Raw genomic sequence first — 26,385 nt, forward strand, 5'->3', positions numbered from 1 at the left:
TTGTACCACGTGCTGGTATGTCAGCACACACCACAATTGGTGAGACACTCGAGCAGACGGTTGACCGACACCCCGACCGTGATGCAATCATCTATCCACGCAAGGACCAGCGATGGACCTATGCCGAGTTCAACGACCGGGTCAATCGACTGGCCAACGCGTTGATCGATGCCGGAATCGAGCCCGGCGACCGAGTCGCAACCGTCCTGCACAACGGTTCGGAGATGGCACTCACGGTGTACGCCTGTGCGAAAATCGGGGCTGTATTCACCCCGCTGAACTTCCGGCTTCCGGCGGGTGAGATCGAGTACATCGTCACCGACGCTGCAGCCGACCTGCTCGTGTTCGAAGCTGCGACACGAGAGGCAGTGGAGGGTGCTCGGCCCGCCCTCGAGACCGTTGACGAGTACGTCTCCATCGATGACGACGTTCCTGCGTTCGCGAGCGATTTCTACGCGCTGCTCGAGTCGGGAGCCACAGAGCGACCCGACGTTCGCGTCACCGAAGACGACGTGTACGCCTTCATCTACACCTCTGGGACGACGGGCCGGCCGAAAGGCGTCGTCCACGAACACCGAAGTATGGTCGAACACAGCCTCCTGTGTATCGCGGAGTTGAACTTGACCCGCGACGACGTCGGGCTGTCGATGATGCCGCTGTATCACTGTGCAGAACTCCACTGCAATCTGTTTCCGCGGGTCCATCGCGGTGCAGCGAACGTCATCCACCACGAGTTCGAGCCACAGGCTGCTCTCGAGGCGATTGAAGACCACGACGTGACACAGCTGTTTGCCGCTCCGACGGCCTGGAACGCGCTATCGCTTGCCGCCGCCGAGCAGGCTGTCGACATCTCATCGCTCCGCATCGGGTTGTACGGCGCAGCACCGATGCCCGAACAGGTACTCGAAAACTGCCGAGAACAGCTCTGTGAGGACTACGTTCAGGCGTACGGCATGACCGAGATCGGACCGGCTGGCGTCTTCCAGTCGCCGGACGACCAGGTCTCGAAACAGGGGTCTGCCGGACTCCCTGCGCTCAATCACCAACTGCGCGTGGTCGAACCCGACGCGGATCCAGATCAGGAGGTATCACGGGGAGACATCGGCGAGATCCTGCTCTCGAGTCCGTGCGTGATGCGAGAGTACTGGAACCGTCCAGCGGCGACCGAGCGGTCGTTGCGTGCGGCTGACGGGACGACGTGGTACTACACCGGCGACCTCGGCTACCGTGATGACGACGGCTACCTCTATGTCGTCGACCGAAAGGACGACCTGATCGTCTCCGGCGGCGAGAACATCTATCCAGCCGAGGTCGAAGACGTCCTCTTTGGCCACGAGGCCGTAACGGAGGCTGCTGTCGTCGGCGAACCGAACGACGAGTGGGGTGAACAGGTCGTCGCGTATGTCGTTGGTGAGGGTGTCTCTGCCGACGAACTGGATGCGTTTCTCCGAGCAAGCGACCACCTTGCCGACTTCAAGCGCCCGCGAAAATACACGTTCGTCGACGACCTCCCGAAAAACCCCAGCGGCAAGGTTCAGAAGTTCAAGCTCCGAACCGATGAGACGGACAGCGAACCCGAGGACGACCCCATCCAACCCTGATCAGCACCAGCGACCTGTACTTTCGACTTCACTCCCTCGAGGTCAAGACGTGGCTCCGGCGACGGACTGACTGCTCGATGCAGACCGTTCACTATCGCTCTCGGAAAGCGCCGTAGACTGACTCTGCAAACCGCGGAAACGCCATCGTCGAGCCGATCGCAACGGTGAATGCGACGACAAGCGAAAGCGGCGGATAGCCGACTGCGTCCGCGAGCGCTACGCCACCGAATACGGCGACGGCAAGCACGAGATTGTAGTAGACGAACCGCAGCGCGATCAGTACTGGCGCAAGCGATACCCATCCGAGTGTGTCGGTTGCAAACGGCCTGATCCAGCCGCCGCGGATCGCGGTTCCGACCGCAACCATCGTCATCCAGGCGAGAAACCCAGCCGCAGTCGCGTCGTAGACGCCAGTTCCAGGGGCAGCCATGATCACGAATAGTATCGGAAGCGCCGGAATCGAGATGTCACCGAAGACGTAGCTACAGTCGTGGAGAAACCGACCGAAGCCGCTCTTTTCGGCGTGTGTGAGCTTTCCGTACCCATACCAGGTGCGGCGCGTAGAGCTGTAGGCCGGCCGGGTCTGGCGTCCGGGTTCGTCTCGTCGCTGGCTCATGTGAACTCCCAGTACGAGACAGGTGTTAAATCTTCGAGCGTTCTACTCGAGGGCCGCCGCTGCTCGTCGACCGATCCGTCCAAGTCCGAACTGTCTTTACCACCGCAGACAGAAACGAGAGACGATGGAACGCGGGTCCCGGGAATCGTTTACGCGCATGGGTACGCTGGGGATCGAAGAAGAGTGTTTCGTCGTCGACGACGACGGTCGACCGACGAGTGGCACTGATGACCTCGTCTACGAACACGACCCACCAGAACTCCTCGAGGGTCGGCTCGATCACGAACTGTTCAAGTTCGTCATCGAGACCCAGACACAGTTGATCGAGGACCCGGCCGACGCCCGGGAGTCGCTGCTCGAGATCCGACAGGCACTGGTCGGCCATGCCGCCGAACACGGCTATCAGATCGCCGCCGCCGGCTTACATCCGCTGGCGAAGTGGCGCGAACTCGAGCACGCCGAAAAACCCCGCTATCGCTCCCAACTCGATCGCATTCAGTATCCACAACACCGGAACACAACGGCAGGAGTCCACATCCACGTCGGCGTCGATGATGCCGACAAGGCGGTCTGGATCGCCAACGAACTGCGCTGGTACGTCCCAGTCATGCTTGCGCTCTCGGCGAACTCACCGTACTGGAACGGGTACGACACCGGACTGCAGTCCGCTCGCGCGAAGATTTTCGAGGGGCTGCCGAACACGGGCATGCCGACCTATTTCGAGGACTACGAGGCGTTCGACCGGTTCGAGCGCCGGATGCTCGAGACCGACTCGATCAACGATCGCGGCGAACTCTGGTACGACGTTCGCCCGCATACGGCCCACGGGACGGTTGAACTGCGCACGCCGGACGGACAAGCGGACCCGGGCGTCGTTCTCGCGTTCGTCGAGTACGCCCACGCACTGGTTGAGGCACTCGCCGAGGCGTACGAAGACGGCACGAGTGGCTCCCAACACCGTCGTGAACTGTTAGACGAGAACAAGTGGCGGGCGATCCGGCACGGACACGCGGCGTCGTTTATCGCCCGTGATCTCGAGGGCACGGTCGACCTCGGCGAACTCGTCGACCGTGAGTGTGAACGGCTGGGAATCGATGGGATCAAACACATCTACGAGCGCGACAGTGGAGCAACCCGACAACGTCGGCTGCTCGAGGAGCGGGGTCCCGACGCCCTCTGTGAGTCGCTGTTGCTTGGCACTAACTAACGACTGTCTCGGACCGTGGGTTTCCCGCTCGAGAGGCCGCGAGATGGCCTGCAAAGCTTTACTTCCGTGCGAACCCTTGTCCTTGACGAGAGGACACTATGGCTACAGACGACACTGACGAGCATCAGGCGGACGACGATCGCAGCGATCGGTACCGAGACGAGACCAGCGAAGCGTTCGAACGTGAAGAGAGTGACCGTCTCGATAGCGATGCGGAGCTGCGTCGAACGACCGCCGTCGAGGAGGTCGACCAGCGCATCGTCGATCTGCTCTCGTGGATCCTCGATACGGAGACTCGAGCAAAGATCTACGTTCACCTCCTCGCACACCCCGGCAGCACCTCCGAAGAGGTCGCCACGGGAACCGGTCTCTACCCGAGCACCGTTCGAGAAGCGCTCGCGGAACTCCACGACGAAGACCGCGTGATGCGGGAGAAACGCGCAAGCGAGGGGGCCGGAAACAACCCCTACGAGTATACCGCTATCCAGCCGAGCGAACTCGTCGGCGGCGTCGTCGATCAGGTCCAGCGGGAGCTGAACACGATCTTCACACTCGACCGCCACGCCGAGTCGGAGCCGACCCTCGAGGACGGCACCGAGCCCGTCACGATTACGGTCAACGATACCGCCCCGTCAGATCCCACTGACGCTAGTGATACCGACGCCGAGGAGTCAGCGTCGACCGACGATCAGTAGCTCCCGTGCCATCGCTGTCCACCCTGCTCGTCTTGTCGGATAGACCGAGTCACCACTCTACTGGCACTCGAGCGTGATGGCTGTTCGACTGGTATGTCTTGACGACGTGCCGTTGGTCAGTCCTCGAGATCGAGCACTGCCGGTCGCTCGAGTTCGAGATCGCTGTCGACGGCCTGGACAGTCGTCGTCGGCCAGTTGCCCGTCGTCGTAAGCGGTTCGACCGACGTGTCTGCAGCGCCGTCGCTGGCGGTAACCAACACGGTGTCTTCGCTTTTCGCGCCCTCGATAGTTGGGTTCCACGCGTAGGCCATTGGAGCCGTGATCGGTGCCTCGTGTTCGGGCGTTGCGATCCACTCTCGACCCGCAAAGCCAGCGGCACCGCCCTGGTGGTGGCACTCCCACTCGCCGTCCCAGCCGACCGCGTCGTAGGCGTCCTGAACCGCCGCGAAGACGTCACCGGCCGTCCCGCTATCGCTCGCTGCAGCCTGCGTCGCTGCGAGTGCTGTCGTCTCGACGCGCGCGGCAGCCTCGTGGCGCTTCTCGAGCCACGATGGTGGGTCGAAGGCGACGGTCCGGGTGCAACTCGCATGCAAGCCAGCCCGCTGGGTCGTCACGGAGACGAGTGCGTAGTCGCCGAGTTCGGCATCTGTCGGCGTGTAATGGCGGTACTGCTGGGCGCGTTCTGCCCCGCCAACGAGGACGACGGGTGCCTCGATGTCGCGTGCCGAGAGGGCGACTCGAAGTGCCGATGCAACCTCGTGTTCGCTATCGTTGGCCCGAAGCTCTCGACAGACCGACTCGACCGCAGCGGCCGTTTCCTGGCCCAGCGTTCGATACCGCTCGCGGTCGCGCTCAGTCAGCGGCTGGCGAAGTGCCGTCGGATCGACGCGCTCGAGTCCCGGGATTTCGATGTCGGCAGCGGCTTCTTCGTCGTCGTCGAGTTGGGCTGTGATCGCGTCACCGAGTGAGTGTGCATGCCACGAGAACGTCTCGACCGAGACTCCATCGCGCTCGAGATCCGGTAGCTCTTCGGCGGCGACACGCTCCGCTTCGATGTTGTTCGCGATGAGCCGGAGCGTCGTGCCGTCGTAACCGATGGCGGCGACGCCGGCGTCCGTCTCACGGTCGACGACGTTGTTGCCTCCCGTCAGCCAGGCGAAGGCGTTCGGCCGTGCGAACCAGACCGAATCGAGTTCGTGTGACTCGAGATACGACTCGAGTCGTTCGCGTTTGTCCATGTCGGGTGCTGGCACGGCCGGCTCTTGAATGCGACGATGGGGGTGTGTCGGGGTGTTGGGTAGTGATCAGGGGCATAACGCACTCAGTCACCCAATTCCAGCGGAGTAAGAACGACTCGGGAAACATAAGTATAGGTGGTCCTAACCCCCGCTTGAACGCCTGTGTCGACCGATAGTTACACTTCCCGTCCGGTATTCCGTCCGCTGATCGAACGGTTCGGCTTTCCGCACCTGATCGCGATGACGCTCGTGGTGGTCGCTGCGACCATCCTGCTTGGCGTCGCGGCGAAAGCGACCGGGTCAGGGTTGGCCTGTGAAGCGAACTGGCCCCAGTGTGATGCTGGGCCCTTTAATCTGCTTCCGGCGAACATCCCGAGTTTCTACGAGTGGTTCCACCGCTTCGTCGCGATGTTCGCCGGCTTCGCCATCATCGGCTCCGCCATTGCAGCCATGCGACTCCCGAACATCGACAAGCGTGTAGCCGCGCTCGTCGTCGCCGGCATGATCCTGACGCCGATTCAGGTCGTCCTCGGCCGTGAAACCGTCACACAGTACACGATGGACATTCTGGCCCTCCACTTCTGGACGGCCGTGCTCATCTTCGTGTTGTTTACGGTCGCGACTGTCCTCGTCTGGGCCCCGCGGTTGACCTCAACACACGTTTCCGCCGCGCTCGCACTCGGTGCCGTTTCGGTCCCGTTCCACGTCGCCCTCAGCCCGCTGGTGATCGGTGACATCACGTCGTACCGACCATCGATCCAGATGGCTCAGTACGCTGTCACCCTCGCACTGCTGGCTGCTGTCATCGTTGCGACGATGGTCGGCCGTCGCCACTTCGAGTCGAACCGGTTGACTGCCCTGCTGAGCGGCACGTCGGTGCTCGCTGTGCTGACGATCTTCCTCGGTCGCCGGGCCGTGATGACGTTCAATCCAGCACTCGACTACATCTACGTCGCCGTCGCTGCACTGCTGTTGGTCGTGTTCGTCGTCGGTATTCAATTGGTCCGTCGGACCGCGAGTCGCTCGAGCGGCGCGCTTTAAGCGCGACCAATCATTTTTCAGTCTCGGCTGTCGATCAGCCAACTGTGGCGACGATTACCACGCCGACGAGAACGGCACTGATGCCAGCGCCGAACAGCGCGTAGTTGGCGAGTGGGTTTGCCGCTCTCGTGATCTCGAGTGTGTAGTGACGAGCCGAGAGCGGCCAGAACGGACGGATCCCCATGGGGGTCAGGACATCCGCGAGCAGGTGTGAGCTGATCGAGAGTGTGCCGACGACGAACGCGAACGCTGCAACGCCAGTCTCGGCGGCGGGTGAAGAGACGTCGATAAAGAGTGCGGTGATCGACGCGAGCCCGACACCGACGAGCAGCGCGAAGACCACCGAATGAGTCGGCCCACGGTGCTCGATCGCAGGCAGCTGCTGGTCGCAGTCAGGAAGCGTCGAGAGGGCGAGACAGGTGACTGCGCCGACGGCCGCTGCCGTCTCGTGGCCACCGAGCGCAACGATGGTTCCGAGTGGTGCGTACGCAAGCAGCGCCGCCCCGTAATGGCCCAGCTGATACATTTGTCCAACGACACTCGACAGCGGAATATAAATACACCGTCCTCGACATGAGCGCACCGTCACCGACGGGCAGACCCCTGCTGCCAGCGAGGCGCTGTGACCGCTGCACCTTTTCGTCTCCACACGAATACCCCGATATGCGAACCAGTCTCAACATTCCCGAGGAGATGCTGGCCGAGTTTGACCGAACCTGGCAGGCTGAAGGGCTTGATTCTCGCTCACGCGCACTCCGAGAAGCGATTCAGGAGTACGTCGAATCACACCACCGTCTAGAGCAGGCTCGCGGAACGGTCGCGGCGACGATTGTTTTCGACTACGTCCACGAGGAAATCATCGAAGACCTTCACGAGATCCAACACGAGTTTCAGGCCGAGATCGACACCACCTGTCACGTCCATCACGGTGAGTGGTGTCTCGAGGCCGTCTTCTGTCACGGCCCGGCCGAGGAGATACGGGATCTCGTCTATCGGTTGAAAGACTTCGACGCCGTCGGGCGCGTCAGGGTAACGTTGCTCCGAGCAGAGCAGCAATCGCACTGACGTGTCTGGCGAGACAGTGCTCTATCGTAACAACTGAATCGATATACACACCCATCGCACTGGCCGCGGTTCTCGCTCACGTCGTTCGCTCCGAACCGCGCACGCTCCGAACCGCGCACGCTCCGAACCGCGCACGCTCCGAACCGCGCTCTCGCCGTGCGATCAGGCGTGCAGTGACGTTTAGTGGCGACTATCGTTTCGAGACTGCAGGAATAGACGCAGGCGTCGAGTTCGCTGTCCGTGTTACTCGCTCGAGACGACGACGTGTCCGTCGCTCGTGGCGGTTACCTCGTAGCCGTCGTGTGTGAACGTGATGGTTCCGGTTCTCGATGCGCCGCTGTAGGTCGAGCTGAAAAGGGCGTTCAGGGCGTCGGGATCGATCGTCTCGAACAGCGGCGTAAGCACGCCGATATCCTGTTTCGGCGAGGTCGAACAGCCCGCTGCTGTTCGCAAGGCTGCAATCACTGCATCACTCAGCGTTTCGTCGCTACCAGCCGTATACGTTATTTCCCCCTCTCGTACGGCCCCCGCTGCATGATCTTGCTTTGTGGCCATCGGTATACGAGTACGGATGAACCGTTGATAGGAGTTCGACCGGGTTTATCGATCAATGTTTTAAGTTCGATTGTCCTCGGCGATCGTGTTCCGCAACAGCGCTTCGTGTCCGCGCCGAAGCAGTGCAGAGAACGCCTGACTCGAGATGTCGAACTCCTCGGCCAGTTCAGCTGTCGAAACCTCGCGTGGAACGTCGAAATAGCCTCGCTCCAATGCACAACACAACGCATCTCGCTGGCGGGCAGTGAGCCCATATTTTGCCGTCGTTTCCGCATCACTTCGATAGAGCCGTCGAAGCTCGAATGAGAGATCGCGTTCCTGACACCGTTCGCGGTAGTCGATCAGTGCGCTCCGACTCGGGACCTGCGCACGGTATTTCATTTTGTCTGCCCCCGCTTCGATGTCGAGAAACGTGATGCCATACGTGATCGCATCGACGTACGTCAGCCCTCGCTCGCCCGCTGGAGACAGCGACATCCGGAAAAGACGTCGCTCGGGAAGCGTCGAAAGGACCTCGAATGAGGTGATCGATGGATCATCTGGGAGTTCCTGAAAGAATTGGTCGAGATCGGCTTCCGTCCCCTTCGCCCAGACGATCAGTCGTGGGTGGGTGCCGGGGGCTGGCTGTTCGTCCTCGACTTCGAGTGTGACCCCTGAAACCGACCGTCGCGTTTCCTGTAGGATCGGGTTCGATAATGTATACTCAGCGATAACACTCATTATCGTTCGGTATCGGCCTATCGGTAAGGTGCTTTCGCCGCTGTCAGTTCGCTACCGACCGAACCGTTTCCTGATCGTCGCCCGCAGCGGTAGCCCCAGTGCGCCGACAATCGGGAGCACCACGAACGCGAGGAGATCGATCGCAAGCGTCGCCGCACCGGCAGCCGCGATTGCAAAGCCGACGGCCGGTGCCAACACCGGGAGTACGTACAGATACGACGGCTTCCAGCCCGGTCCACGCCGCGTATGACGAACGATTACGCCGAACAGAACGGGCATGAGGACCGCACCGGCCAGCAACGGCCCGCCGACGAGAGTGGTCGACACGGCCACTGCAAGTGCGACGACGATCGTTTCGTCGATCGACACCGGCCCCCACGTCTCTCGGTCCCGGACGAGACGAGCACCGAGCAAGACGAGGAGGGTTGCGCCGACGCCACCAGCGAGCGCGGCGTACCACTGCAGTGGCTCGAGCGGCGGCGCGACGAGTTCGACGGCCACCAGAAACTCAGTCGTTGTCTCGATGCCGTGACGGCTGCTCGAGAGCGTCTCCCAGAGGCCGTTGGGATCGGCACCGATCGCCTGTAGTTCGGTCGAAAGCGCCTCGAGGCCGGCCTCGTTTTCGAACGCGAAGTGGGCGAGTCCGACGACGTAGAGACAGACTGACAGCCAGATCAGTGGTAACGAGAAGTTCTGTCGTCGCCACCACCGAGAGATCGGGTTATCGGCACGGCCGCCGGATCCGGTTTGTGCGCCGGACTCGGACGTGGTCTGCGTTTCGTCGCGTGTGGCACTGCCGGCCGAACTGCCGCTGTGGGTAGTGTTCGTCGTGGTGGTGGCCCCAGTCGCTGTTCTGGACGTCCCACTGCCGCCAGTTGTTGTGTTACTCGAGGTGCCTGCGGTCGTCTTGGACGTCCCACTGCTGCCGGTCGTTGTGCTACTCGTGGTACCCGAGGTCGTCGTCGTCGTTCCACCTGTTTTCGCCCCGGTTGCTGATGCTCGCTTCGATGTCGTCGAGTCGCCGGCACTCGACGAACTGGACGATGAGTAGGTAAACGTCTTCCCGGAACTCGTCTCGTCTGCTTGTGAGTCGTCTGACGTGGTTTTGTCCGACGACTGTGAGTTGTCGGTGCTCTGCCAGACGTCCGGTGAGGGGATTCCGCTGGTTCGCTTGGCGACGTAATCTTTGTGGCCCATCCGGTCGTAGGCCTTCCGTTCGACGGGATCGCCGAGAATATCGTACGCCTTCTTAACGGCCGTAAACTGGGCTCGAGCTCGGTCGTCGTCGTTATGATCAGGGTGATATACGCGGACCTGTTCACGGTAGGCATCTTTGATCTCGTCTTGGGATGCATCGGACGAGATCTCCAGGAGATCGTAGAAATCCTCGGTCATGTAACCCTCTGTGATCGTCTCGTTTGCTGCATTGTACTCGAGGGGGGTTATAACAACAGTGCTCTCACGAGAAGTCAGTGAGCGACGACTGACCGTCCGTATGGTGACTATGGTTCGTCTCCCCGTCGCTCGGTGTGTCGTCAGTTCGGTGGTCGACCTCACGGTGGCCCCAACTGTCGAGACTCGCCTGATCGGTCGCGGCGAACTCGAGGTTTGCGACGCGAACGCCGAGTTTGCGGACGGGGTCGCTTTCGAACTCCGTGAACAGGTCGCGAGCGATCCGCTCGACGAGGTCCGGGTCGTCGACTGGCCCTGGCAGCGATCGCTCGCGTGTGTTGACGTCGTACGGCGGTGTGACAGCTTTGACCCCGATCGTCCGGTACAGCGCGCCCTCGCGTTGTGCACGGTTGGCGACGGCCGTCGCGAGCGCCTCGATCTGTTCGTACTTGGGGGCCGACGCCGTGATCGGTTCGGCGAACGCGGACTCCCGCGAGAAGCTTTTGGGCTCCCCTTTCGGTTCGACCCGACGATCGTCATCGCCACGGGCGCGGTCGTAGAGCTCCCGGCCCCGTTCGCCAAAGCGGTTGACCAGCGGCTCGGGATCGGTTGCGGCGACGTCGCCGGCTGTCCCGAGTCCCATCTCGCGGAGCTCACGGGCTGTCACGGGACCGACGCCGTGAAGCAGGTCGACCTCGAGCGGGGCCAGAAACTCCCGCACCTCGCCGGGTCGAACGACGGTTAGCCCGTCGGGTTTCTCGAAGTCGCTGGCTATTTTGGCCGCGCTCATCGTCGGTGCGACGCCGACGCTAACGACGACGCCGACTTCTCGGCGGATGCGGTCTTTGATGTGTCGAGCGAAGCCGTCGGCAACCTCCCAGGCAGTTCGGTCGGTGACGTCGAGATAGGCCTCGTCGATGCTCACCTCCCGCACGACGTCGGCACAGTCGTGGAGGATCGTCCGGACGTCTTCGGCCACCGACTCGTAGTAGTCCAGATCAACCGGGCGATAGAAGCCGGTTTGCTCGCGGTCTCGCGGTGGCTCACTCGAGCCATCTGGGGCACGTCTCGGCAAGCGCTCGAGTGCACTCGAGATCGCTTGTGCGCTTTCGACGCCGAACTCGCGGGCTTCGTAGCTGGCGGTGGCGACAGCGCCGACGGTCTCGCCGGGTTCATAGCCCATGCCGACGACGACGGGCTCACCGCGGAGTTTGGGCTCGCGGAGGCGTTCACAGGCGGCATAGAAGCAATCCGCATCGACGTGACAGACGATTCGCTCGTCGTCGTCCGTCACCTCGACGCCCGGCAACCGCGGCCCGTCAGACATTCATTTGAGGGTTCGTGCGAACCGTTGTGAACGTTGCGCCGCGTGCGACTCACAGAGGACGTTTACTCTTCGTCTATCTTTTCTCTCGGTGCCCAGAGCGCACACCAGTCTGTCGATCGAATCTCGCCTTCGACTTCGGTACACGCGCCGATCGCATCGCCGTCTCGATCGTCGATGTAGTACGTACAGGTGCCACAGACGTTGCCCTCCACGGGGCCACACTGATACGCGGCTTCCTCTCTCGAGAGGAGTTCGTCGTCGTCTTTCCGTTCGATCCCGTCGATACTCACCGCGTCTGCTTCGATTTCGGGAACGGACTCACTTAGTTCGTCGAAACACCAGTCTTCCGGTCGATCCACTGCCGATTCACCAGCCGCATAGCTGATATCTTCGCCGAGACAACCGGCGAGCACGATTGCTGACCCACACCCAGTGGCCCGCAGGAACCGACGCCGCGACTCGCGTGGGTTCCGGTCTCCCATGCTGTCTGCTATGCGTTACCGTTTCAAAAACCCCTGTTCAGCGAGACAGATATGTCGTCACAACGAAAATCACGTAGACGGGTTCTCGAGTAAAATCCCCTGGCCGGCAGTGACGCTCGACGGAGTCGCGGTGTCCCAGCAGCCGCAGGCTGACTCACTTTGTGAACGCTCCCCATCAGTGCTAGTGTGGCTAGCCAACACTGCTCGCAGTCTCCAACGGGGTGAGCGAACACGATGGGTGACAACGAGGACACGACCACGGACGAACCGTTCCATCCGCTCGGGGACGAGTGGCAAACGGAACTCGAGGCGATACTCGAGGAGACCGACCACGACACAGAACTCGGCCTCGCAATGGCTGGGGATGCCATGCGTGTCACCGCGGGAGAGCTCTCGGAGTCGGCGTTCTACGAACGGTACCACGAGGCTGTCGTCGACGAGTTCGGTGAGGACGAACGGCCGGTCGAACGGCCAGCAGACGATGGCCAACTCGAGGGAACGCTCTCTCGGTTCGGCGTCGACGACGAATCGCGGCGGGAGGTGATGCAGAAGATCGGCGTCGGAGCGGGGGCGGTCGGACTCGGCACGTGGGGGACGGTGTCGGACGACGAGCCGAGATTTGGGGCGAGCGCGTCGGATGAAACAGCGACGGAGCAAGACGACGAGGAGGGCGTCCAGTGGGGCATGGTGCTCGATCTCGAACGGTGTGATGGCTGTCTCTCCTGTGTCGTCGCCTGTGCCGAAGAGCACAACTGGGAGCAAGGGGCAAACTGGATGTACGTTCTGGATTACGAAGACAGTACGCCAGGTGGACGAAACCGCCTGATTCGTCCCTGTCAGCACTGTACGGATGCCCCCTGTGAGAAAGTGTGTCCGACGACGGCACGCCATACCCGGCAAAGCGACGGCCTCGTGTTGACTGACTACGACGTCTGCATCGGCTGTCGCTACTGCCAGGTCGCCTGTCCGTACGGTGTCAACTACTTCCAGTGGGGAGAGCCGGAGGTATCGGCCGAGGAACTCGAGGAGGATCACATCTACGACGAGCGCGGCCGCTGGGTTGGCAGTCGGAGTCCGAAAGGTGTCATGGAGAAGTGTACGTTCTGTGCGACCCGTCAGGATGGCTCCAAAGGCGAAGAACTCGTCGGCCGAACTGCCTGTGAGGACGCCTGTCCACCCGAGGCGATCCAGTTCGGGGATATGAACGACTCCGAGAGCGACCCACAGCAGTATCTCGACGACCCTGCACTGGCTCGAGTACAGGCACAGAGCCCACCTGAAGCGGAGTTACAGGAGGCGATTGCCGTTCTCACGGGGGAGACGGAGCCGGCAGAAGACGACGACGATGACGGGTTGACCGAACGCGAAGCGCGATCACTCGTTCAGGCGGAAGGCGGCACCGGCGACTCGACGTTTAGACTGCTAGAAGACATCGGTACCGAACCGAATATCGTCTATATCGGGAACGAACCGGGACCAAACGCCCAGCAGGTCGACGGTCCAGTTGACTACGAGGACGTTGGTCACACGGACAATCGAAAAGACATCGTCGACCGGGGGACTGTCGGCATCGATCCGTTCAACTGACTCGAGTCGCGGGTTGATCGACACTCCGCTTGAGGTGTGCAGCCACCGTCAGTTGTAGCCACGCCAACGTTTCCCACATTCGGTACACTTGAAAAAGCGCGTCGGGGGTTCGTCCGCCGACGCGGTCTGTTTGAGCGTGTACCAGGCTTCCTGATTCCCACACTCGTCACAGATCACGTCCGTCGCCTTTGGCTTGCCTTCGAAGTTCGCGTTCTCGTCCGACTCGATCACCTCGGCGTCGGTCTGTGACTCCGTCGTGACGAACGCGTCTTCTTGCTCACGATCCCGCTCGAGCGACGCGCCACAGTCGTCGTTCGTACAGACCATGCGGTCGCCCTCGGCTTTCATCATCGAACCGCAGTCGTCGCAAAACTGCATACCCATGCGTAGACGGTCGAGTCGCAAAAACACTCCTTTCGCGTTCGAAAGCGACTGATGGATACGGTAGCAGCCGATCACGCTGTCGGCCGGACTCATACGGACTGTTGTCGTCAATTCCCGCCGATCACCGATCCCGCCGCTGGTGATCGGCGGCAACTCGTTACAGCAGACCGTATCAGCGCTCGGTGTGGACAGACGCTCCGCTCGAGGCCGGAGCCGAGAGCACGACGTCACCCTCGAGATCATTGTCCGCGAGCGCGTCTCTGGCGGCAGCCGTGGCTTCGTCGGCGTGTGTTCGATCCGTAACGGCGTAGACGACGGGCCCCCACGACGACTGGCCGACGCCTGTACAGACCGGACAGTCCTCGAGCGTTTCGACGAGGGTTCCTGCGGGCGGGCGGAAGACGCCACCCTGTGCGTCTGCGTACCACGCGCCGTTCTTGCGACCGATTTCGGCGGTCGCCTCGCCGAAGGCCTCGAGTCGGCCCTCGGCTGCGGCCGGCAACAGCTTCCGGGTGATGACGCCGGCGATCTCGTCGGCGACGGCGGGATCTGCGCGCTCGACGACCGTTCGCATACTCGCGTCCTCGTCATCGCCGCTGCGGCCGGGGTCGCTATTGGGGATGACGACGAGAAATCGCCAGTCGTCGGGCAGCGCGTGGCGAGCGACGACGGGTGGGACCGTCCAGTCACCCTCCGTCGGAGGCTCGGTCGTAAACCGGTTTGTCGGATGGCCGGCATCGACGACGAATCCGCCGTCTTCGAACGTTGCGACGCCGATGCCACTTCGCCCGCCACGGCCCATTTCGGGTGCGTGCTCCCGAACCGCCGGCTCGAGCCCGTAGGCGTGCGCCGTCGCCGCGAGCACGGACAGCGCAAGCTGGGTGCCACTCCCGAGACCGATATGGCGTGGGAGTCGTTCCTCAACCGTGACCGCGACGCCGGGAACGTCGAGTGCGTCGGCGGCGCGAGCCGCATACGTTCGGACTAGTTGATCGCCGCTCTCCACGTCGGAGGCGGGGACGGCGGTGACCGTGACGCGTGGCTCCTCGAGACCGACACCAATGCCGCCGTAGAGCCGCCGCCGAGCCAGCGAAAGGTTCTGGAACCCGATATGGAGCCGGGCACCTGCGCTGACGGTCGCGATTGTCATAGACGGCGGTAGGCAAGCCCCCGGCAAGGGGGTTTCGACGGTGGCAACGACTGTCGACGGGACGCCTGCTCAAACGCCACCTCTCGTGTCATCGATAGTTCTTTTCGGCCGGTCGTATCACCAGTATGCATGGAACTCACACGCGAACTCGAGGCCGACGCCGCCCTCACCTGCGTCGTCGGCGCTGGTGGCAAGAAGTCAACACTGTACGAACTCGCCGGCCGACTCGAGCGAACGGTCGTCACGGCGACCGTTCGAATCCCGATCTTCGACCGCGAGGTCGCTGACGTGTGGGTAACTGACGACCCGATCGCCGCCCTCGAGCGGGCAAGCGCCGATGATCGTGACCTCGAGTGGCCGCTGGGGCTGGTTCCCGAACAGGAACGAGATGACCGATACCGGGGATACGATCCCGAAACGGTCGACCGAATCGCTGGGGCTTCGGCTGTCGACCACGTGCTGGTCAAAGCTGATGGTGCCCGAACACGGCTGTTGAAGGCCCCAAACGAGCGCGAACCACAGCTGCCGAGCGGTGTCGAGACGGTGCTTGCCATCGCCAGCGTCGACGCGGTCGGTCGCCCACTCGAGGAGTCGGTCGTCCACCGTCCGGAGCGCGTCGCGGCGGCAACCGGGCGAGCGGTTGGTGAGCCGATCGAACCGGCCGACGTCGCGACGATCCTGACCAGTCCCGACGGCGGGCTGAAAGACGTTCCCGAGGAGGCGACGTACATTCCGGTGCTCAACATGGTCGACGACGACGATGCTCTCGAGACGGCACGCGAGATCGCGACGCACGTCCTCGAGAAACGCGCCGCCACGCACCGCGTCTCTCGAGTCGTCCTGACGAGCATGCTCGCCGACGAGCCGCTCATCGAGATTCGTCGATGAACGACCCCGCAGGAACACGTGCTGACCGCTTATACGAGCGGGTCCCGTTATGTCACCCGTGACGACTATCGGTTCAGTTGAGGGCGTTGTCCTCGCGGGCGGCTACTCGACGCGCTTTGGCGACACGGACAAGGCCGTCGCCGACCTCGCCGGAGTGCCGATGATCCGACGCGTCGTCGATCGTCTCGCGACACTCACCGATGCCGTCGTCGTCAACTGCCGCGACGAGCAACGCGAGGCGATTCAGGCGGCGCTGTCGGACCACGATGTCGAGGTGCGCTACGCGATCGATCCTGTCCCGGACCGGGGTCCACTGGCCGGTATCCAGGTCGGTCTCGAGGCAGTCGACTGCGAGTATGCGGCCGTCGTCGCCTGTGATATGCCGTTTGCCGAGCCGGCACTGTTCGAACAGCTGTTCGAACACGCCCGCGGCCACGATGGAGCCGTTGTCCGACTCGAGGACGGCTGGTATCAGACGACGCAGGCCGTCTACCGAGCAGCCTCGATGGCACGTGCCTGTGAGGCCGCACTCGACGATGACGGTCGGATTATCACCGCGTTTGATCAGCTCGACGTGGTCATCGTGGGCGAGGACGAACTCGAGGCCATCTCCGAACGGACGTTCGAGAGCATCGACACGCAGGCAGCGCTTCGAGACGCCGAACGGCGCCTCGAGCGATGACTGATAGAACACTGCCGTCGATCAGAAATATAGTAGCCACTGACCGTCAGTGCGCACCCGATCGCACGACAGCTGTGCGACCGGTGTGCAAACGGTTTCCGTTGTTACCATAGAGAGGACTCGATCACACTGCTGTCGGACATCCGATGAACGCCGTTCGACCACTCCCCAATCGAACAGCGTCACTGACCGTGCGTTGCCGTCTCAGTCCTGTTTCGCACCGGGACTCGTCACGGCACCGTTGGCCGCAGAGTCGAACAGCTGGCCGTATTTCGCCAGCACACCGGCGGTGTACTGTGGCTCGGGTGGGTCACGTGCCTCGAGCCGTGTCTCGAGTTCCTCCTCGGAGAGGTCCACGGAGAGCTCGAGGTTATCGATGTCGATGGTGATGGTGTCGCCGTCCTCGAGGGCGGCGATCGGGCCGCCGTCGAACGCTTCGGGGGCGACGTGGCCGATGGAGAACCCGCGCGTGGCACCGGAGAACCGACCGTCGGTAAAGAGGGCAACGTCTTCGGCGTGGCCCTGGCCGGCAACTGCGCTGGTAACACCGAGCATCTCGCGCATGCCAGGTCCGCCGCGGGGGCCTTCGTTGCGGATTCCGATGACGTCGCCGGAGTCGACGTGGCCTTCCTGGACGTACTTCATCGCGGCCTCCTCGCCTTCGAAGATCCGGACAGGGCCTTCGTGGTGGAGGTGGTCCTCGCCGGTGATCTTGATAACGGCTCCCTCGGGTGCGAGATTGCCCGTGAGGATGCGGATCGCACCGCGCTCGTGGATCGGATCTTCGATAGTGTAGAGGAAGTCATCGTCGAGCTCCTCGATTCGTGGCGGGTCGACGCGCTCGATGGCTTCGGCCATCGTCTCGCCGGTAACGGTTAGCGCATCGCCATGGAGCAGGTCTGCCTCGAGGAGTTCTCGAAGGACGACGGGGACGCCGCCGACCTCGTGGAGATCGTTCATGACGCGCGTGCCACCGGGCTGGAGGTCGGCGATCTTCGGCGTTCGGGCGCTGATCTCGTTGAACTTCTCGATATCGAGATCGACGCCGGCCTCGGCGGCCATCGCCAGTAGGTGGAGCACGGCGTTGGTCGAGCCGCCGACGGCGACCTGTAGCGCGATCGCGTTCTCGAACGATTCCACTGTGAGGAAGTCCGAGGGTTTGCGCTGCTCGCGGACGACCTCGACTGCGAGTTCGCCGCTCTCACGGGCGACCTCGTAGCGGTCGTCGTCTTCTGCGGGCGGCGAGGACGAGCCAAGCGGCGCGAAGCCGATCGTCTCGGAGATCGACGCCATCGTGTTGGCAGTGAACATCCCACCACAGGAGCCCGCACCGGGACAGGCGTGTCGCTCCATCTCGTCGAGTTCGTCTTCGGACATCTCACCGTCGGCGACGGCACCGACGCCCTCGAAGACGTTCTGGATCGTGACCTCGCGACCGTCGTGTTCGCCGGGCATGATCGAACCGCCATAGAGGAAGACACTCGGCAGATCCGTCCGGATCGCGGCCATCATCATCCCTGGCATGTTCTTGTCACAGCCACCGATGGTGACGAGGCCGTCCATGCGCTCGCCGAAGGCGACGAGCTCGACAGAGTCGGCGATCACTTCACGGGAGATCAGCGAGGCCTTCATCCCCTCGGTCCCCATCGAGATCGCGTCGGAGATGGTGATCGTGCCGAACTCGATCGGCATCCCGTCGGCCTCGTCGACGGCGTCGTAGGCCGACTGGGCCACATCGTCCAGATGGACGTTACACGGCGTGATGTCTGCGGCCGGGTTCGCAACGCCGATCATCGGCGAGGACAGGTCCGCATCGTCGTATCCCATCGCGCGGAACATCGCACGGTGTGGGGCGCGTTCGACTCCCTCCGTGACCTCTTTGCTCGGCAACTCCTCGGGTTTGCCCTCGACGGGCGATCCCTGTTCGGACTGTTGGCTCATACCGTGAGATTGCCACCTCGGCGCTTAAAGGGCTTGGATACCGATATCGGCCTTATCAAACCCCACTCGAACACATTCGGCGGTCACCACACCGCAGCTGCTCACGCCTTCGATTTCCTGCACGGGCCTTTCCCGTTCCTGTCACGGAGCGATTGATAGGGTATCAATGTACACATACTGCCTCGAGTGTGAGTGGCAGGCCACCACTGTCGCATCCGAGACGGACGCCGTGGCGTCAGAAAGCGCGATCGAACACTTCGTCGAAACGGGTCACACGGTGGAGTCGGTTCGACTCCCTCCTCCGGCGGTGATTCTCGAGAGTTAGAGTGACAACTGAAACGATGTACACATGCATCGCACGACGGCTGTGCGATGCAGTGTGCATTGACTTTCAGTGGCTACTCTAGTTCGTGTCAAACGGCGGGGACGTCCCGATCCCAGTCTCGAACGCCTCGAGCGGTCGGACACCGACGCCGTGGAAGTCGGGGACACGTGGCCCGTCTTCGTCTTCGTCCTGAGCGAGTGCGATGTGGTCGTCGTCGAAGTCGTCAATCGGGTGGGGCTCAATAATCTCGACGATTTCGCGGCTCTCGATGTCGAGCACGGAGATGCCCGGCGTGACACCCGTCGCGGCGTGTGGGTCACCCGACAGCGGGGCTGGACCACGCAAGGTGACGAACATGTACTCGCCGTCGGGAGAGGCCCACATGATGTCGGGCGCGTCGCGCTCGTCCGGATCCTCGGACTGGTCGGGGCCGTAGGAATCGATCGTCTCGATGACCTCGTCGGTTTCGGGATCGACGACGACGCCGTCGTTGGTCTCGCGGTTCAGCACCCACAGCTCCTCGCCGTCGGGAGTGAACCAGAAGCCGTGTGCGTCGTTGCCCTGGGTGCTCTCGCCGTCGACGAGGACCTCGTCTTCGGCGGTGTCGTAGACGTAGTAGTCACCAACGCCCTCACCGTCGCTCGAGGGGAGCCCCGCGGTGAGATAGAACTTCTCCTCGGTCGGGTGGGGCATGGTCCCACAGTTGGTTGGCAGCTCGTCGCCGGAGTACGCCTTGTCGACGGTGAACTCCTCGTGGTCGACGATGACGAGCGCGCCGTCGTGGTAGCTCGGGCCAAGCGTGTGCAGCGAGCGCCCGTCGTGGGCGTACTGGTGACAGATCGGCGCACCGCTTTCGATGCCGGCGGCCTGGACGGTGTCGTCCTCGAGCACGTCGATCTCATCGACGACCTCGAACGACTCGCTCTCGAGGTCGGCCTCGACGCGAACGATGGCACCCTCGCCGATGGCGTCGATGTGGAGATACTCGTCGTCCGGCGAGAACGCGGCCATGTGCGAGCCAGCGCCGGTGTCGATGTCAGCGACCAGTTCGTGGTCCTCGGTGCGGAAGACGAGCGTGCGCGCGCCAGCCGTACAGGCGACGGCGGCGTACTCGTAGGTCGAGTTGTAGTCGATCATGTGCGGGACGACGTCCTCTTCGGGGACGCCCTCGAGGGCGTTGATGTCGATGAAGTTCGTGACCGCGAATCCGTCGCCGTCGGCTGCTGGTTCGTAGATGAAGATGTTGTCCCGGCCCTGGTCGAGCGCCCAGAGTTCGTAGGAGCCGTCTCCTTCCTCGAGTTCGGGATCGATCTGGTAGTCGAACGCCGTCTCCGTCCCGTTCCCCGAACTGTCGTCGTCATCCTCGCTATCCCCAGCACAGCCAGCCAGCGCGACTGCGCCAGCGGCTGCACTCCCGACCAAAAACCGTCTGCGAGTTGCATCCATCTGCATACGAGTATGATTCGAACTGCTACCTCAAAAGTTTGCGGGTTTCAGGCCTTCTACGTGGCGAATTCGGCATTTGAGACATAGAAAGAGGCAAGAATTGAGCCCGGTTCATCCGTCAGTGTTCTGCACTGCAGGCTGTGGCCGGCTGCCGGCCACTCGAGGGCGGGTTCCGGCGACTGTTGCGGATCTTGTTGCCGGTATCTGTGTCGTCACTCGTCACTGTCGAAAATCACCACGCCAGCGATCGCAGTATCGGCCTGCTGTCTCCGTACTTTCAGCTCCACGGCGGTTAAAACACTGGTTCAATTGTCGAATTACATCTCGAGTCTGCACTGTACGCAACCGGTCCGGGACCGACGGCTCACCCGCGGCGCTCGAGGATGCGGTCGATGATGAGTCGCGTCGAGAGGATCTCCTCGTCGTCGCCTGGCTCGCGCCCGCTTGCACGCTCGACGACGCAGTCGATGCCACGGCGCTCGAGTTCGGTCTCGATGGCGTCGGCGTTGTGGTGTTGGTCGTGGCCGAGCGCGATCACGTCGGGATCGATCTCCTCGATCGGGACGAAGATGTCCTCCTCGTTGCCGAGTCGTGCCTCGTCGACGGTCTCGAGTGCGCCGACGACGTCCCGGCGCTGTGTTGCCGGACAGATCGGCGCTTTCTTGTGATCGACGTTTGTCTTGCGGGCGACGATGACGTACAGTTCGTCGCCCATCGCGGCTGCCTCCTCTAAGTAGTGGACGTGGCCGGGGTGGATGATGTCGAACGTGCCCTGTGCGATGACCGTTTTCGTCATGATATCCTCCGACCGCGGCGTGCGTTGCTCGTCGTCCGTTCACAATCCTGGCCAGTAGTCGTCTCGAGCATACTCATACTATCGTCGGAGTTCGTCGTCGATATCCGCCTGCGTGAAGTCGAAAAAGTCCTCAGTTTCGGGGAGGTCGACGTCGATCACGTTCAACTGCGTCGGTTTCCCCTGTGAGTCGAAGGCTTTCCAGTCCGTTCGGCGGTAGGGCGCACCGATGATAACGTGGACGCTGCCCCGACCGAACGTCTCCAGATCTGCGCTGCTCGGCCGGATCACGCCGTTGGGATGGGAGTGAATGCTGCCGAGTGCTTTCACGTCGTTTGGAATCTGGCTCGTCTTGACCGTCGCGCTGACGCTGTTTGCTTCGGTGCCGGGGACGACCAGAATGTCCGTGATAACGAGCCCATCCTGATCGACGCCGAGCTTGTCTGCCTCGGTCCCCCGGAGAAACCCCATATACTCGTTGGGATGGGTCGCCTCGGAGGACTCGATGGCGAACTCGAGTGTCTCCTCGGCGATGCCGAGTATCTCACTCGAGCGAAACAGCGCGTCGAACAGCCCCATAGCACAGTATGCGGGCTTGCGGTTGCTAAACGTTCCGATAAGATAGTCTCGGGATCGACCACAGGTCTCCATCGGGGCTACGGTGTCGACCGGATCCGCACCGCCGATGATGGTACTCAATGGTCACCTAGGAATACATACACCACCGTTGTGTATTAGCGCGTGTCTTTTTGAACTCCCATGGCTATCCGCATGTATGTCACTAGATGAGGACTCACTCGCCTACCATAGCGAGGACCCACCGGGCAAAATCGAGATCCGGACGACGAAATCGACGAGTACACAGCGAGACCTCTCGCTTGCGTACTCACCCGGCGTCGCTGCGCCGTGTCGAGAAATCGACGACCGAGAAAACGACGCCTACCAGTACACCGCGAAAGGGAATCTCATCGGCGTCGTCTCGAACGGCTCTGCCGTACTCGGCCTCGGCGATATCGGTGCCCAGGCGTCGAAACCAGTCATGGAGGGGAAAGGCGTCCTGTTCAAACGGTTTGCGGATATCGACGTTTTCGACATCGAACTCGACCTCGACGATCCCGACGCGTTCGTCGAGTCTGTTGCGGCGATGGAACCGACCTTTGGCGGGATCAACTTGGAAGACATTGCCGCACCCGAGTGTTTCCGAATCGAAGAGCGCCTGCGCGAGCGAATGGATATCCCAGTTTTTCACGACGACCAACACGGCACTGCGATCATCACCGGCGCAGCGCTGTTAAACGCCGTCGAACTCGCCGAGAAAGATCTCGAGTCGATCTCGGTCACGTTCGCGGGCGCGGGAGCCGCAGCGCTTGCGACGGCCCAGTTTTTCGTCTCGCTGGGAGTCAAGCGGGAGCACATCACGATGGTCGACATCGACGGCATCCTGACGACCGAACGGGCCGAAGCCGGCGACCTCGATCCGTACAGTCGCGAGTTTGCTCGAGACGTTCCCGAAGGCGAACTTGCCGACGCGATGGTTGATGCGGACGTCTTCGTTGGCCTCTCGGTTGGCGGCATCGTCTCGCCGGAGATGATCCAGTCGATGGCCGCGGACCCGATCATCTTCGCGATGGCAAACCCCGAACCCGAAATCGACTACGAGACGGCGAAAAGCGCTCGCTCAGACGATGTCATCATGGCAACTGGCCGGTCGGATTACCCGAATCAGGTCAACAACGTCCTCGGATTCCCCTTTATTTTCCGCGGCGCACTCGACGTGCGTGCGGCCGAGATCAACGAGGAGATGAAGGTCGCTGCTGCGGAAGCCATCGCAGACCTCACAAAACAGGACGTGCCCGACGCCGTCCGGAAAGCCTACGGCGATCAGCCGCTCCAGTTCGGCCCCGAGTACATCATCCCGAAACCGCTCGATCCGCGGGTGTTGTTCCAGGTCGCTCCTGCAGTCGCCCGTGCCGCGATCGACAGCGATGCAGCTCGGATCGAGATGGATATCGAGACCTACGTCGAACGTCTCGAGGCCCGCCTCGGCAAATCCCGCGAGATGATGCGGACGGTGTTCAACAAGGCCAAAACCGAGCCCAAACGACTCGCGCTGGCCGAAGGAGGCAACGAGAAGATCATCCGAGCAGCGGCCCAGATCGAAGAACGAGCGGTCGCCCAGCCAGTGCTGATCGGGGACGAAGACGAGATCGCAACGACGATCGCGGAACTCGGCCTCGAGTTCGAACCCGAAGTGGTCGACCCCGGTGCTGGAGCGTACGACCACTACATCGAGTCACTCTACAAGCGTCGCCAGCGCAAAGGCGTGACGCGAACCGAAGCCGACGAGTTGATTCGAGACAGCAACTACTTTGCCTCGGTGATGGTCGATCAAGGCGACGCCGACGCGATGCTCACCGGGCTGACGAACCACTATCCGTCTGCGCTTCGGCCGCCGTTGCAGGTCATCGGCACCGCACCGGACACCGACTACGCCGCGGGCGTCTACATGCTCACGTTCAAAAATCGCGTCATCTTCCTCGCGGACGCGACGGTCAATCAGGACCCTAACGAGGACGTTCTCGCCGAAATCACGCGTCACACGGCTGCCCTCGCCAGGCAGTTCAACATCGAGCCACGAGCCGCACTGCTCTCGTACTCAGACTTCGGGAGCGTGGACAACGACGGCACTCGAAAACCCCGCCGAGCGGCCCAACAGCTTCGTGGCGATCCGAGTGTTGACTTCCCCGTCGACGGCGAAATGCAGGCCGACACTGCCGTCGTCGAGGAGTTACTCGAGGGAAGCTACGAGTTCGCCGAGTTAGACGAGCCAGCCAACGTGCTCGTCTTCCCGAACCTCGAGGCAGGGAACATCTGTTACAAACTCCTCCAGCGGCTCGGTGGCGCCGAAGCGATCGGGCCGATGCTGGTCGGTATGGACCGCCCGGTTCACGTTCTCCAGCGTGATGACGACGTCGCCGACATCGTTAATCTGGCCGCTGTCGCAACCGTCGACGCCCAGGAAGAGTAGCCGCTCTCCGGCGCGCTCACGTGCGCGGCATTCCTTCTTGACAAGGGTTATACGCGACCATCGCAAATGACGACCCAAGATGACACGTGAGTCCGCCGGGGAACCCGGCGCAGACGACGGGGATTCCGTCGTCTACGATCTCGCTTCCGATTGTACTGCAGCGGACGTCGAACAGGACCAGCCGTATCTCGCCGAAATCAACGGTATCGTCGATTACGGCGTTTTCGTTGATCTTTCCGAATCGGTCTCTGGACTCGTCCACGAATCCGTCCTCAGCGGCACCTACGCCGTCGGTGACGATCTCGTCGTCAAACTCGAGACCGTCCGAGAAAACGGTGACATGGCCTTCGAGCCGGTCGACATCGACGACTACACCGTCGAACCCGTCGATCACGACTACGCGCTGACCGGAACTGACCGCCTCGAGTCGAACATCGGCGAACAGATCCACCTCGAGGGCGAAGTCGTCCAGGTCAAACAGACCGGCGGCCCAACGATCTTCCACGTCACCGACGAGGACGGCGTCGTCCCGTGTGCTGCGTTCGAGGAGGCAGGCGTCCGTGCCTACCCATCGATCGAAGTCGGCGATATCGTCCGTGTCACCGGTGCGCCGGAACACCGCGAGGGTGACGTCCAGATCGAAGTCGACGGGCTCTCGAAACTCGAGGGCGAGGTCGCAGACGATGCCCGTGAACGGCTCGAGACCGCCCTCGAGGCCCGTGCACAGCCCCACGACGTCGAACCACTGATCGACTGGCCCGCGTTCGAGAAGCTCCGACCCGACCTGCAGAACGTCGCAAAGCTGCTCCGCCGAACCGTCCTCGAGGGTCGTCCCATCCGGGTTCGACACCACGCCGACGGCGACGGCATGTGTGCTGCCGTTCCCGTCCAGATCGCCCTCGAGCGGTTCATCGCAGAGGTTCACGAGGACGCCGACGCCCCGCGACACCTCATCAAACGCCTCCCTGCAAAGGCGCCCTTCTACGAGATGGAAGACGCCACGCGGGATCTGAACTTCGCCCTTGAGGATCAGGAGAAACACGGCCAGCAACTTCCACTCCTGCTCATGCTCGACAACGGCTCGACGGCCGAGGACGTGCCGGCCTACGAGACGCTGGCCCACTACGATATCCCAATCGCGGTCGTCGACCACCACCACCCCGACCCCGACGCGGTGGAGGACTTACTCGACGCCCACGTCAACCCGTATCTCCACGACGAGGACTACCGGATCACGACGGGGATGCTTTGTGTCGAGCTCGCACGGATGATCTACCCAGAGATCACCGACGAACTCCGCCACGTTCCCGCCGTCGCCGGCATCTCGGATCGCTCGAAAGCCGACGCGATGACCGACTATCTCGAACTCGCTGCCGAGGAAGGGTTCGACGAGAGCCGATTGCAGGATCTCAGCGAAGCGCTGGATTATGCGGCCTTCTGGCTGCGCTATAACTCCGGCGACCAACTGATTCAGGACCTGCTTCACATCGATAACGGCGACGAGGAGCGCCACCGCGAACTCGTGTCCTTCTTCGCCGACCGCGCTCGCAAAGAAGTGGACGAACAGCTCGACGCCGCAATGGCCCACCTCGAGCACGAAGACCTCGACAGCGGTGCCCACCTCTACCGGATCGACGTCGAAAACCACGCCCACCGCTTTACCTACCCCGCGCCGGGGAAGACGACTGGTGAGATCCACGACCGCAAGATCGAAGAGACGGGCGACCCCGTCATTACGGTCGGTTACGGCCCTGATTTCGCCGTCTTGCGCAGTGACGGTGTGCGACTCGACATCCCGAACATGGTCACCGAACTCGAGGAAGAGATCTCCGGTGGCGGCGTCTCCGGCGGCGGTCACCTCGTCGTCGGCTCGATCAAGTTCGTCAAAGGCAAACGCGAGGAAGTGATCGACGCCTTAGTCGACAAGATGGAAGAAGCCGAGATCGACGAGGCGCTCTCGAGTGCGGCCCCGATCGACGACTGAGTGCCGACTCGACGAGCCGAGTGACGGATAATAAACCGCCGTTCGAGCGTTTTACGCTATTTCGAGTGTCAGTGGCGATGTCAGTCTGCGCCGTGACGTGGCGTGTAGCCACAGTCGTCACAGACGAGTGAGTCGTACCGGGTCGACAGCGGTCCCGAGCATTCTGGACAATGGAATTCGGATTCGAGTGAACGTTGCCTGATTGCCATAGACGACTCGAGGAACTGAGTATAAATAA

At 62.3% G+C, this 26,385-nt stretch carries 24 protein-coding genes; 10 read left to right on the forward strand and 14 right to left on the reverse strand.

The window, feature by feature from the left end; all coding sequences use genetic code 11:
• Nucleotides 1–17 precede the first annotated feature (17 nt).
• A complete protein-coding gene (locus DV706_RS15200; RefSeq protein WP_006067646.1) occupies nt 18–1,601 on the forward strand; it encodes a fatty acid--CoA ligase in 1,584 nt (527 codons plus the stop codon).
• Nucleotides 1,602–1,692: 91 nt separating this feature from the next.
• On the opposite strand, the gene DV706_RS15205 is transcribed toward DV706_RS15200, so the two are convergent.
• Entirely contained in the window at nt 1,693–2,217 is a 525-nt protein-coding gene (locus DV706_RS15205) for a hypothetical protein (protein WP_006067647.1), read from the reverse strand.
• A 124-nt stretch (nt 2,218–2,341) separates the two neighbouring features.
• Between DV706_RS15205 and DV706_RS15210 the strand changes: the two genes are divergently transcribed.
• A complete protein-coding gene (locus DV706_RS15210; protein ID WP_006067648.1) occupies nt 2,342–3,424 on the forward strand; it encodes a glutamate--cysteine ligase in 1,083 nt (360 codons plus the stop codon).
• A gap of 98 nt (nt 3,425–3,522) precedes the next feature.
• Nucleotides 3,523–4,119 (forward strand): helix-turn-helix domain-containing protein, encoded by a 597-nt coding sequence (locus DV706_RS15215; RefSeq protein ID WP_006067649.1) that lies wholly within the window; start codon nt 3,523–3,525, stop codon nt 4,117–4,119.
• A 116-nt stretch (nt 4,120–4,235) separates the two neighbouring features.
• Here the strand turns inward: DV706_RS15215 and DV706_RS15220 are convergent, their stop codons facing one another.
• Nucleotides 4,236–5,357 (reverse strand): M24 family metallopeptidase, encoded by a 1,122-nt coding sequence (locus DV706_RS15220; RefSeq protein ID WP_006067650.1) that lies wholly within the window; start codon nt 5,355–5,357, stop codon nt 4,236–4,238.
• 162 nt (nt 5,358–5,519) lie between these two features.
• Between DV706_RS15220 and DV706_RS15225 the strand changes: the two genes are divergently transcribed.
• Complete coding sequence (locus DV706_RS15225; RefSeq protein WP_049889974.1) at nt 5,520–6,398, forward strand: COX15/CtaA family protein; 879 nt, start codon at nt 5,520–5,522, stop codon at nt 6,396–6,398.
• Nucleotides 6,399–6,432: 34 nt separating this feature from the next.
• Here DV706_RS15225 and DV706_RS15230 read toward each other — a convergent pair whose 3' ends face one another.
• Nucleotides 6,433–6,924: a metal-dependent hydrolase gene (locus DV706_RS15230; RefSeq protein ID WP_006067652.1), complete on the reverse strand. Its 492-nt coding sequence runs from the start codon at nt 6,922–6,924 to the stop codon at nt 6,433–6,435.
• Between the two features lie 137 nt (nt 6,925–7,061).
• Here DV706_RS15230 and DV706_RS15235 point away from each other — a divergent pair, with 137 nt between their 5' ends.
• On the forward strand, nt 7,062–7,463 hold the full coding sequence (locus tag DV706_RS15235) for a CopG family ribbon-helix-helix protein (RefSeq protein ID WP_006067653.1): 402 nt from the start codon (nt 7,062–7,064) through the stop codon (nt 7,461–7,463).
• 243 nt (nt 7,464–7,706) lie between these two features.
• Here DV706_RS15235 and DV706_RS15240 read toward each other — a convergent pair whose 3' ends face one another.
• The 5 genes from DV706_RS15240 to DV706_RS15260 form a co-directional block, all read right to left on the reverse strand.
• A complete protein-coding gene (locus tag DV706_RS15240) occupies nt 7,707–8,018 on the reverse strand; it encodes a HalOD1 output domain-containing protein (RefSeq protein ID WP_049889975.1) in 312 nt (103 codons plus the stop codon).
• Between the two features lie 60 nt (nt 8,019–8,078).
• Entirely contained in the window at nt 8,079–8,738 is a 660-nt protein-coding gene (locus DV706_RS15245; protein ID WP_006067655.1) for a helix-turn-helix domain-containing protein, read from the reverse strand.
• 51 nt (nt 8,739–8,789) lie between these two features.
• On the reverse strand, nt 8,790–10,133 hold the full coding sequence (locus tag DV706_RS15250) for a J domain-containing protein (protein WP_006067656.1): 1,344 nt from the start codon (nt 10,131–10,133) through the stop codon (nt 8,790–8,792).
• 64 nt (nt 10,134–10,197) lie between these two features.
• The gene (dinB, locus tag DV706_RS15255; protein ID WP_006067657.1) at nt 10,198–11,457 is read right to left on the reverse strand and encodes a DNA polymerase IV; all 1,260 of its coding nucleotides are present in this window, start codon (nt 11,455–11,457) and stop codon (nt 10,198–10,200) included.
• Between the two features lie 62 nt (nt 11,458–11,519).
• On the reverse strand, nt 11,520–11,939 hold the full coding sequence (locus DV706_RS15260) for a high-potential iron-sulfur protein (protein WP_006067658.1): 420 nt from the start codon (nt 11,937–11,939) through the stop codon (nt 11,520–11,522).
• Between the two features lie 234 nt (nt 11,940–12,173).
• On the opposite strand from DV706_RS15260, the gene DV706_RS15265 reads away from it, so the two are divergent.
• Nucleotides 12,174–13,526, forward strand: coding sequence for a 4Fe-4S ferredoxin N-terminal domain-containing protein (locus DV706_RS15265; RefSeq protein ID WP_006067659.1), 1,353 nt, complete (start codon nt 12,174–12,176; stop codon nt 13,524–13,526).
• Nucleotides 13,527–13,574: 48 nt separating this feature from the next.
• Here the strand turns inward: DV706_RS15265 and DV706_RS15270 are convergent, their stop codons facing one another.
• The gene (locus DV706_RS15270; RefSeq protein ID WP_006067660.1) at nt 13,575–13,904 is read right to left on the reverse strand and encodes a transcription factor S; all 330 of its coding nucleotides are present in this window, start codon (nt 13,902–13,904) and stop codon (nt 13,575–13,577) included.
• Between the two features lie 178 nt (nt 13,905–14,082).
• Nucleotides 14,083–15,060, reverse strand: coding sequence for a beta-ribofuranosylaminobenzene 5'-phosphate synthase family protein (locus DV706_RS15275; RefSeq protein ID WP_006067661.1), 978 nt, complete (start codon nt 15,058–15,060; stop codon nt 14,083–14,085).
• A 129-nt stretch (nt 15,061–15,189) separates the two neighbouring features.
• Between DV706_RS15275 and yqeC the strand changes: the two genes are divergently transcribed.
• Nucleotides 15,190–15,948 (forward strand): selenium cofactor biosynthesis protein YqeC, encoded by a 759-nt coding sequence (yqeC, locus tag DV706_RS15280; RefSeq protein WP_006067662.1) that lies wholly within the window; start codon nt 15,190–15,192, stop codon nt 15,946–15,948.
• A 49-nt stretch (nt 15,949–15,997) separates the two neighbouring features.
• Nucleotides 15,998–16,630, forward strand: a complete 633-nt coding sequence (gene mobA, locus DV706_RS15285) for a molybdenum cofactor guanylyltransferase (RefSeq protein WP_006067663.1) — start codon at nt 15,998–16,000, stop codon at nt 16,628–16,630.
• Nucleotides 16,631–16,834: 204 nt separating this feature from the next.
• Here the strand turns inward: mobA and ilvD are convergent, their stop codons facing one another.
• From ilvD to DV706_RS15305, 4 genes are all read right to left on the reverse strand, one after another.
• Nucleotides 16,835–18,571, reverse strand: coding sequence for a dihydroxy-acid dehydratase (ilvD, locus tag DV706_RS15290; RefSeq protein ID WP_006067664.1), 1,737 nt, complete (start codon nt 18,569–18,571; stop codon nt 16,835–16,837).
• Between the two features lie 403 nt (nt 18,572–18,974).
• Nucleotides 18,975–20,348 (reverse strand): YncE family protein, encoded by a 1,374-nt coding sequence (locus DV706_RS15295; protein ID WP_006067666.1) that lies wholly within the window; start codon nt 20,346–20,348, stop codon nt 18,975–18,977.
• Between the two features lie 358 nt (nt 20,349–20,706).
• Nucleotides 20,707–21,138, reverse strand: coding sequence for an adenylyltransferase/cytidyltransferase family protein (locus DV706_RS15300; protein WP_006067667.1), 432 nt, complete (start codon nt 21,136–21,138; stop codon nt 20,707–20,709).
• Nucleotides 21,139–21,216: 78 nt separating this feature from the next.
• Nucleotides 21,217–21,714, reverse strand: coding sequence for a Mov34/MPN/PAD-1 family protein (locus tag DV706_RS15305; RefSeq protein ID WP_049889976.1), 498 nt, complete (start codon nt 21,712–21,714; stop codon nt 21,217–21,219).
• A gap of 196 nt (nt 21,715–21,910) precedes the next feature.
• Between DV706_RS15305 and DV706_RS15310 the strand changes: the two genes are divergently transcribed.
• Both DV706_RS15310 and DV706_RS15315 read left to right on the forward strand, forming a co-directional pair.
• Nucleotides 21,911–24,163: an NADP-dependent malic enzyme gene (locus tag DV706_RS15310; protein WP_006067669.1), complete on the forward strand. Its 2,253-nt coding sequence runs from the start codon at nt 21,911–21,913 to the stop codon at nt 24,161–24,163.
• Nucleotides 24,164–24,242: 79 nt separating this feature from the next.
• Nucleotides 24,243–26,147: a DHH family phosphoesterase gene (locus DV706_RS15315; protein ID WP_006067670.1), complete on the forward strand. Its 1,905-nt coding sequence runs from the start codon at nt 24,243–24,245 to the stop codon at nt 26,145–26,147.
• Nucleotides 26,148–26,385: the final 238 nt, after the last annotated feature.

This window comes from Natronorubrum bangense (assembly GCF_004799645.1).
Lineage (GTDB): Archaea > Halobacteriota > Halobacteria > Halobacteriales > Natrialbaceae > Natronorubrum > Natronorubrum bangense.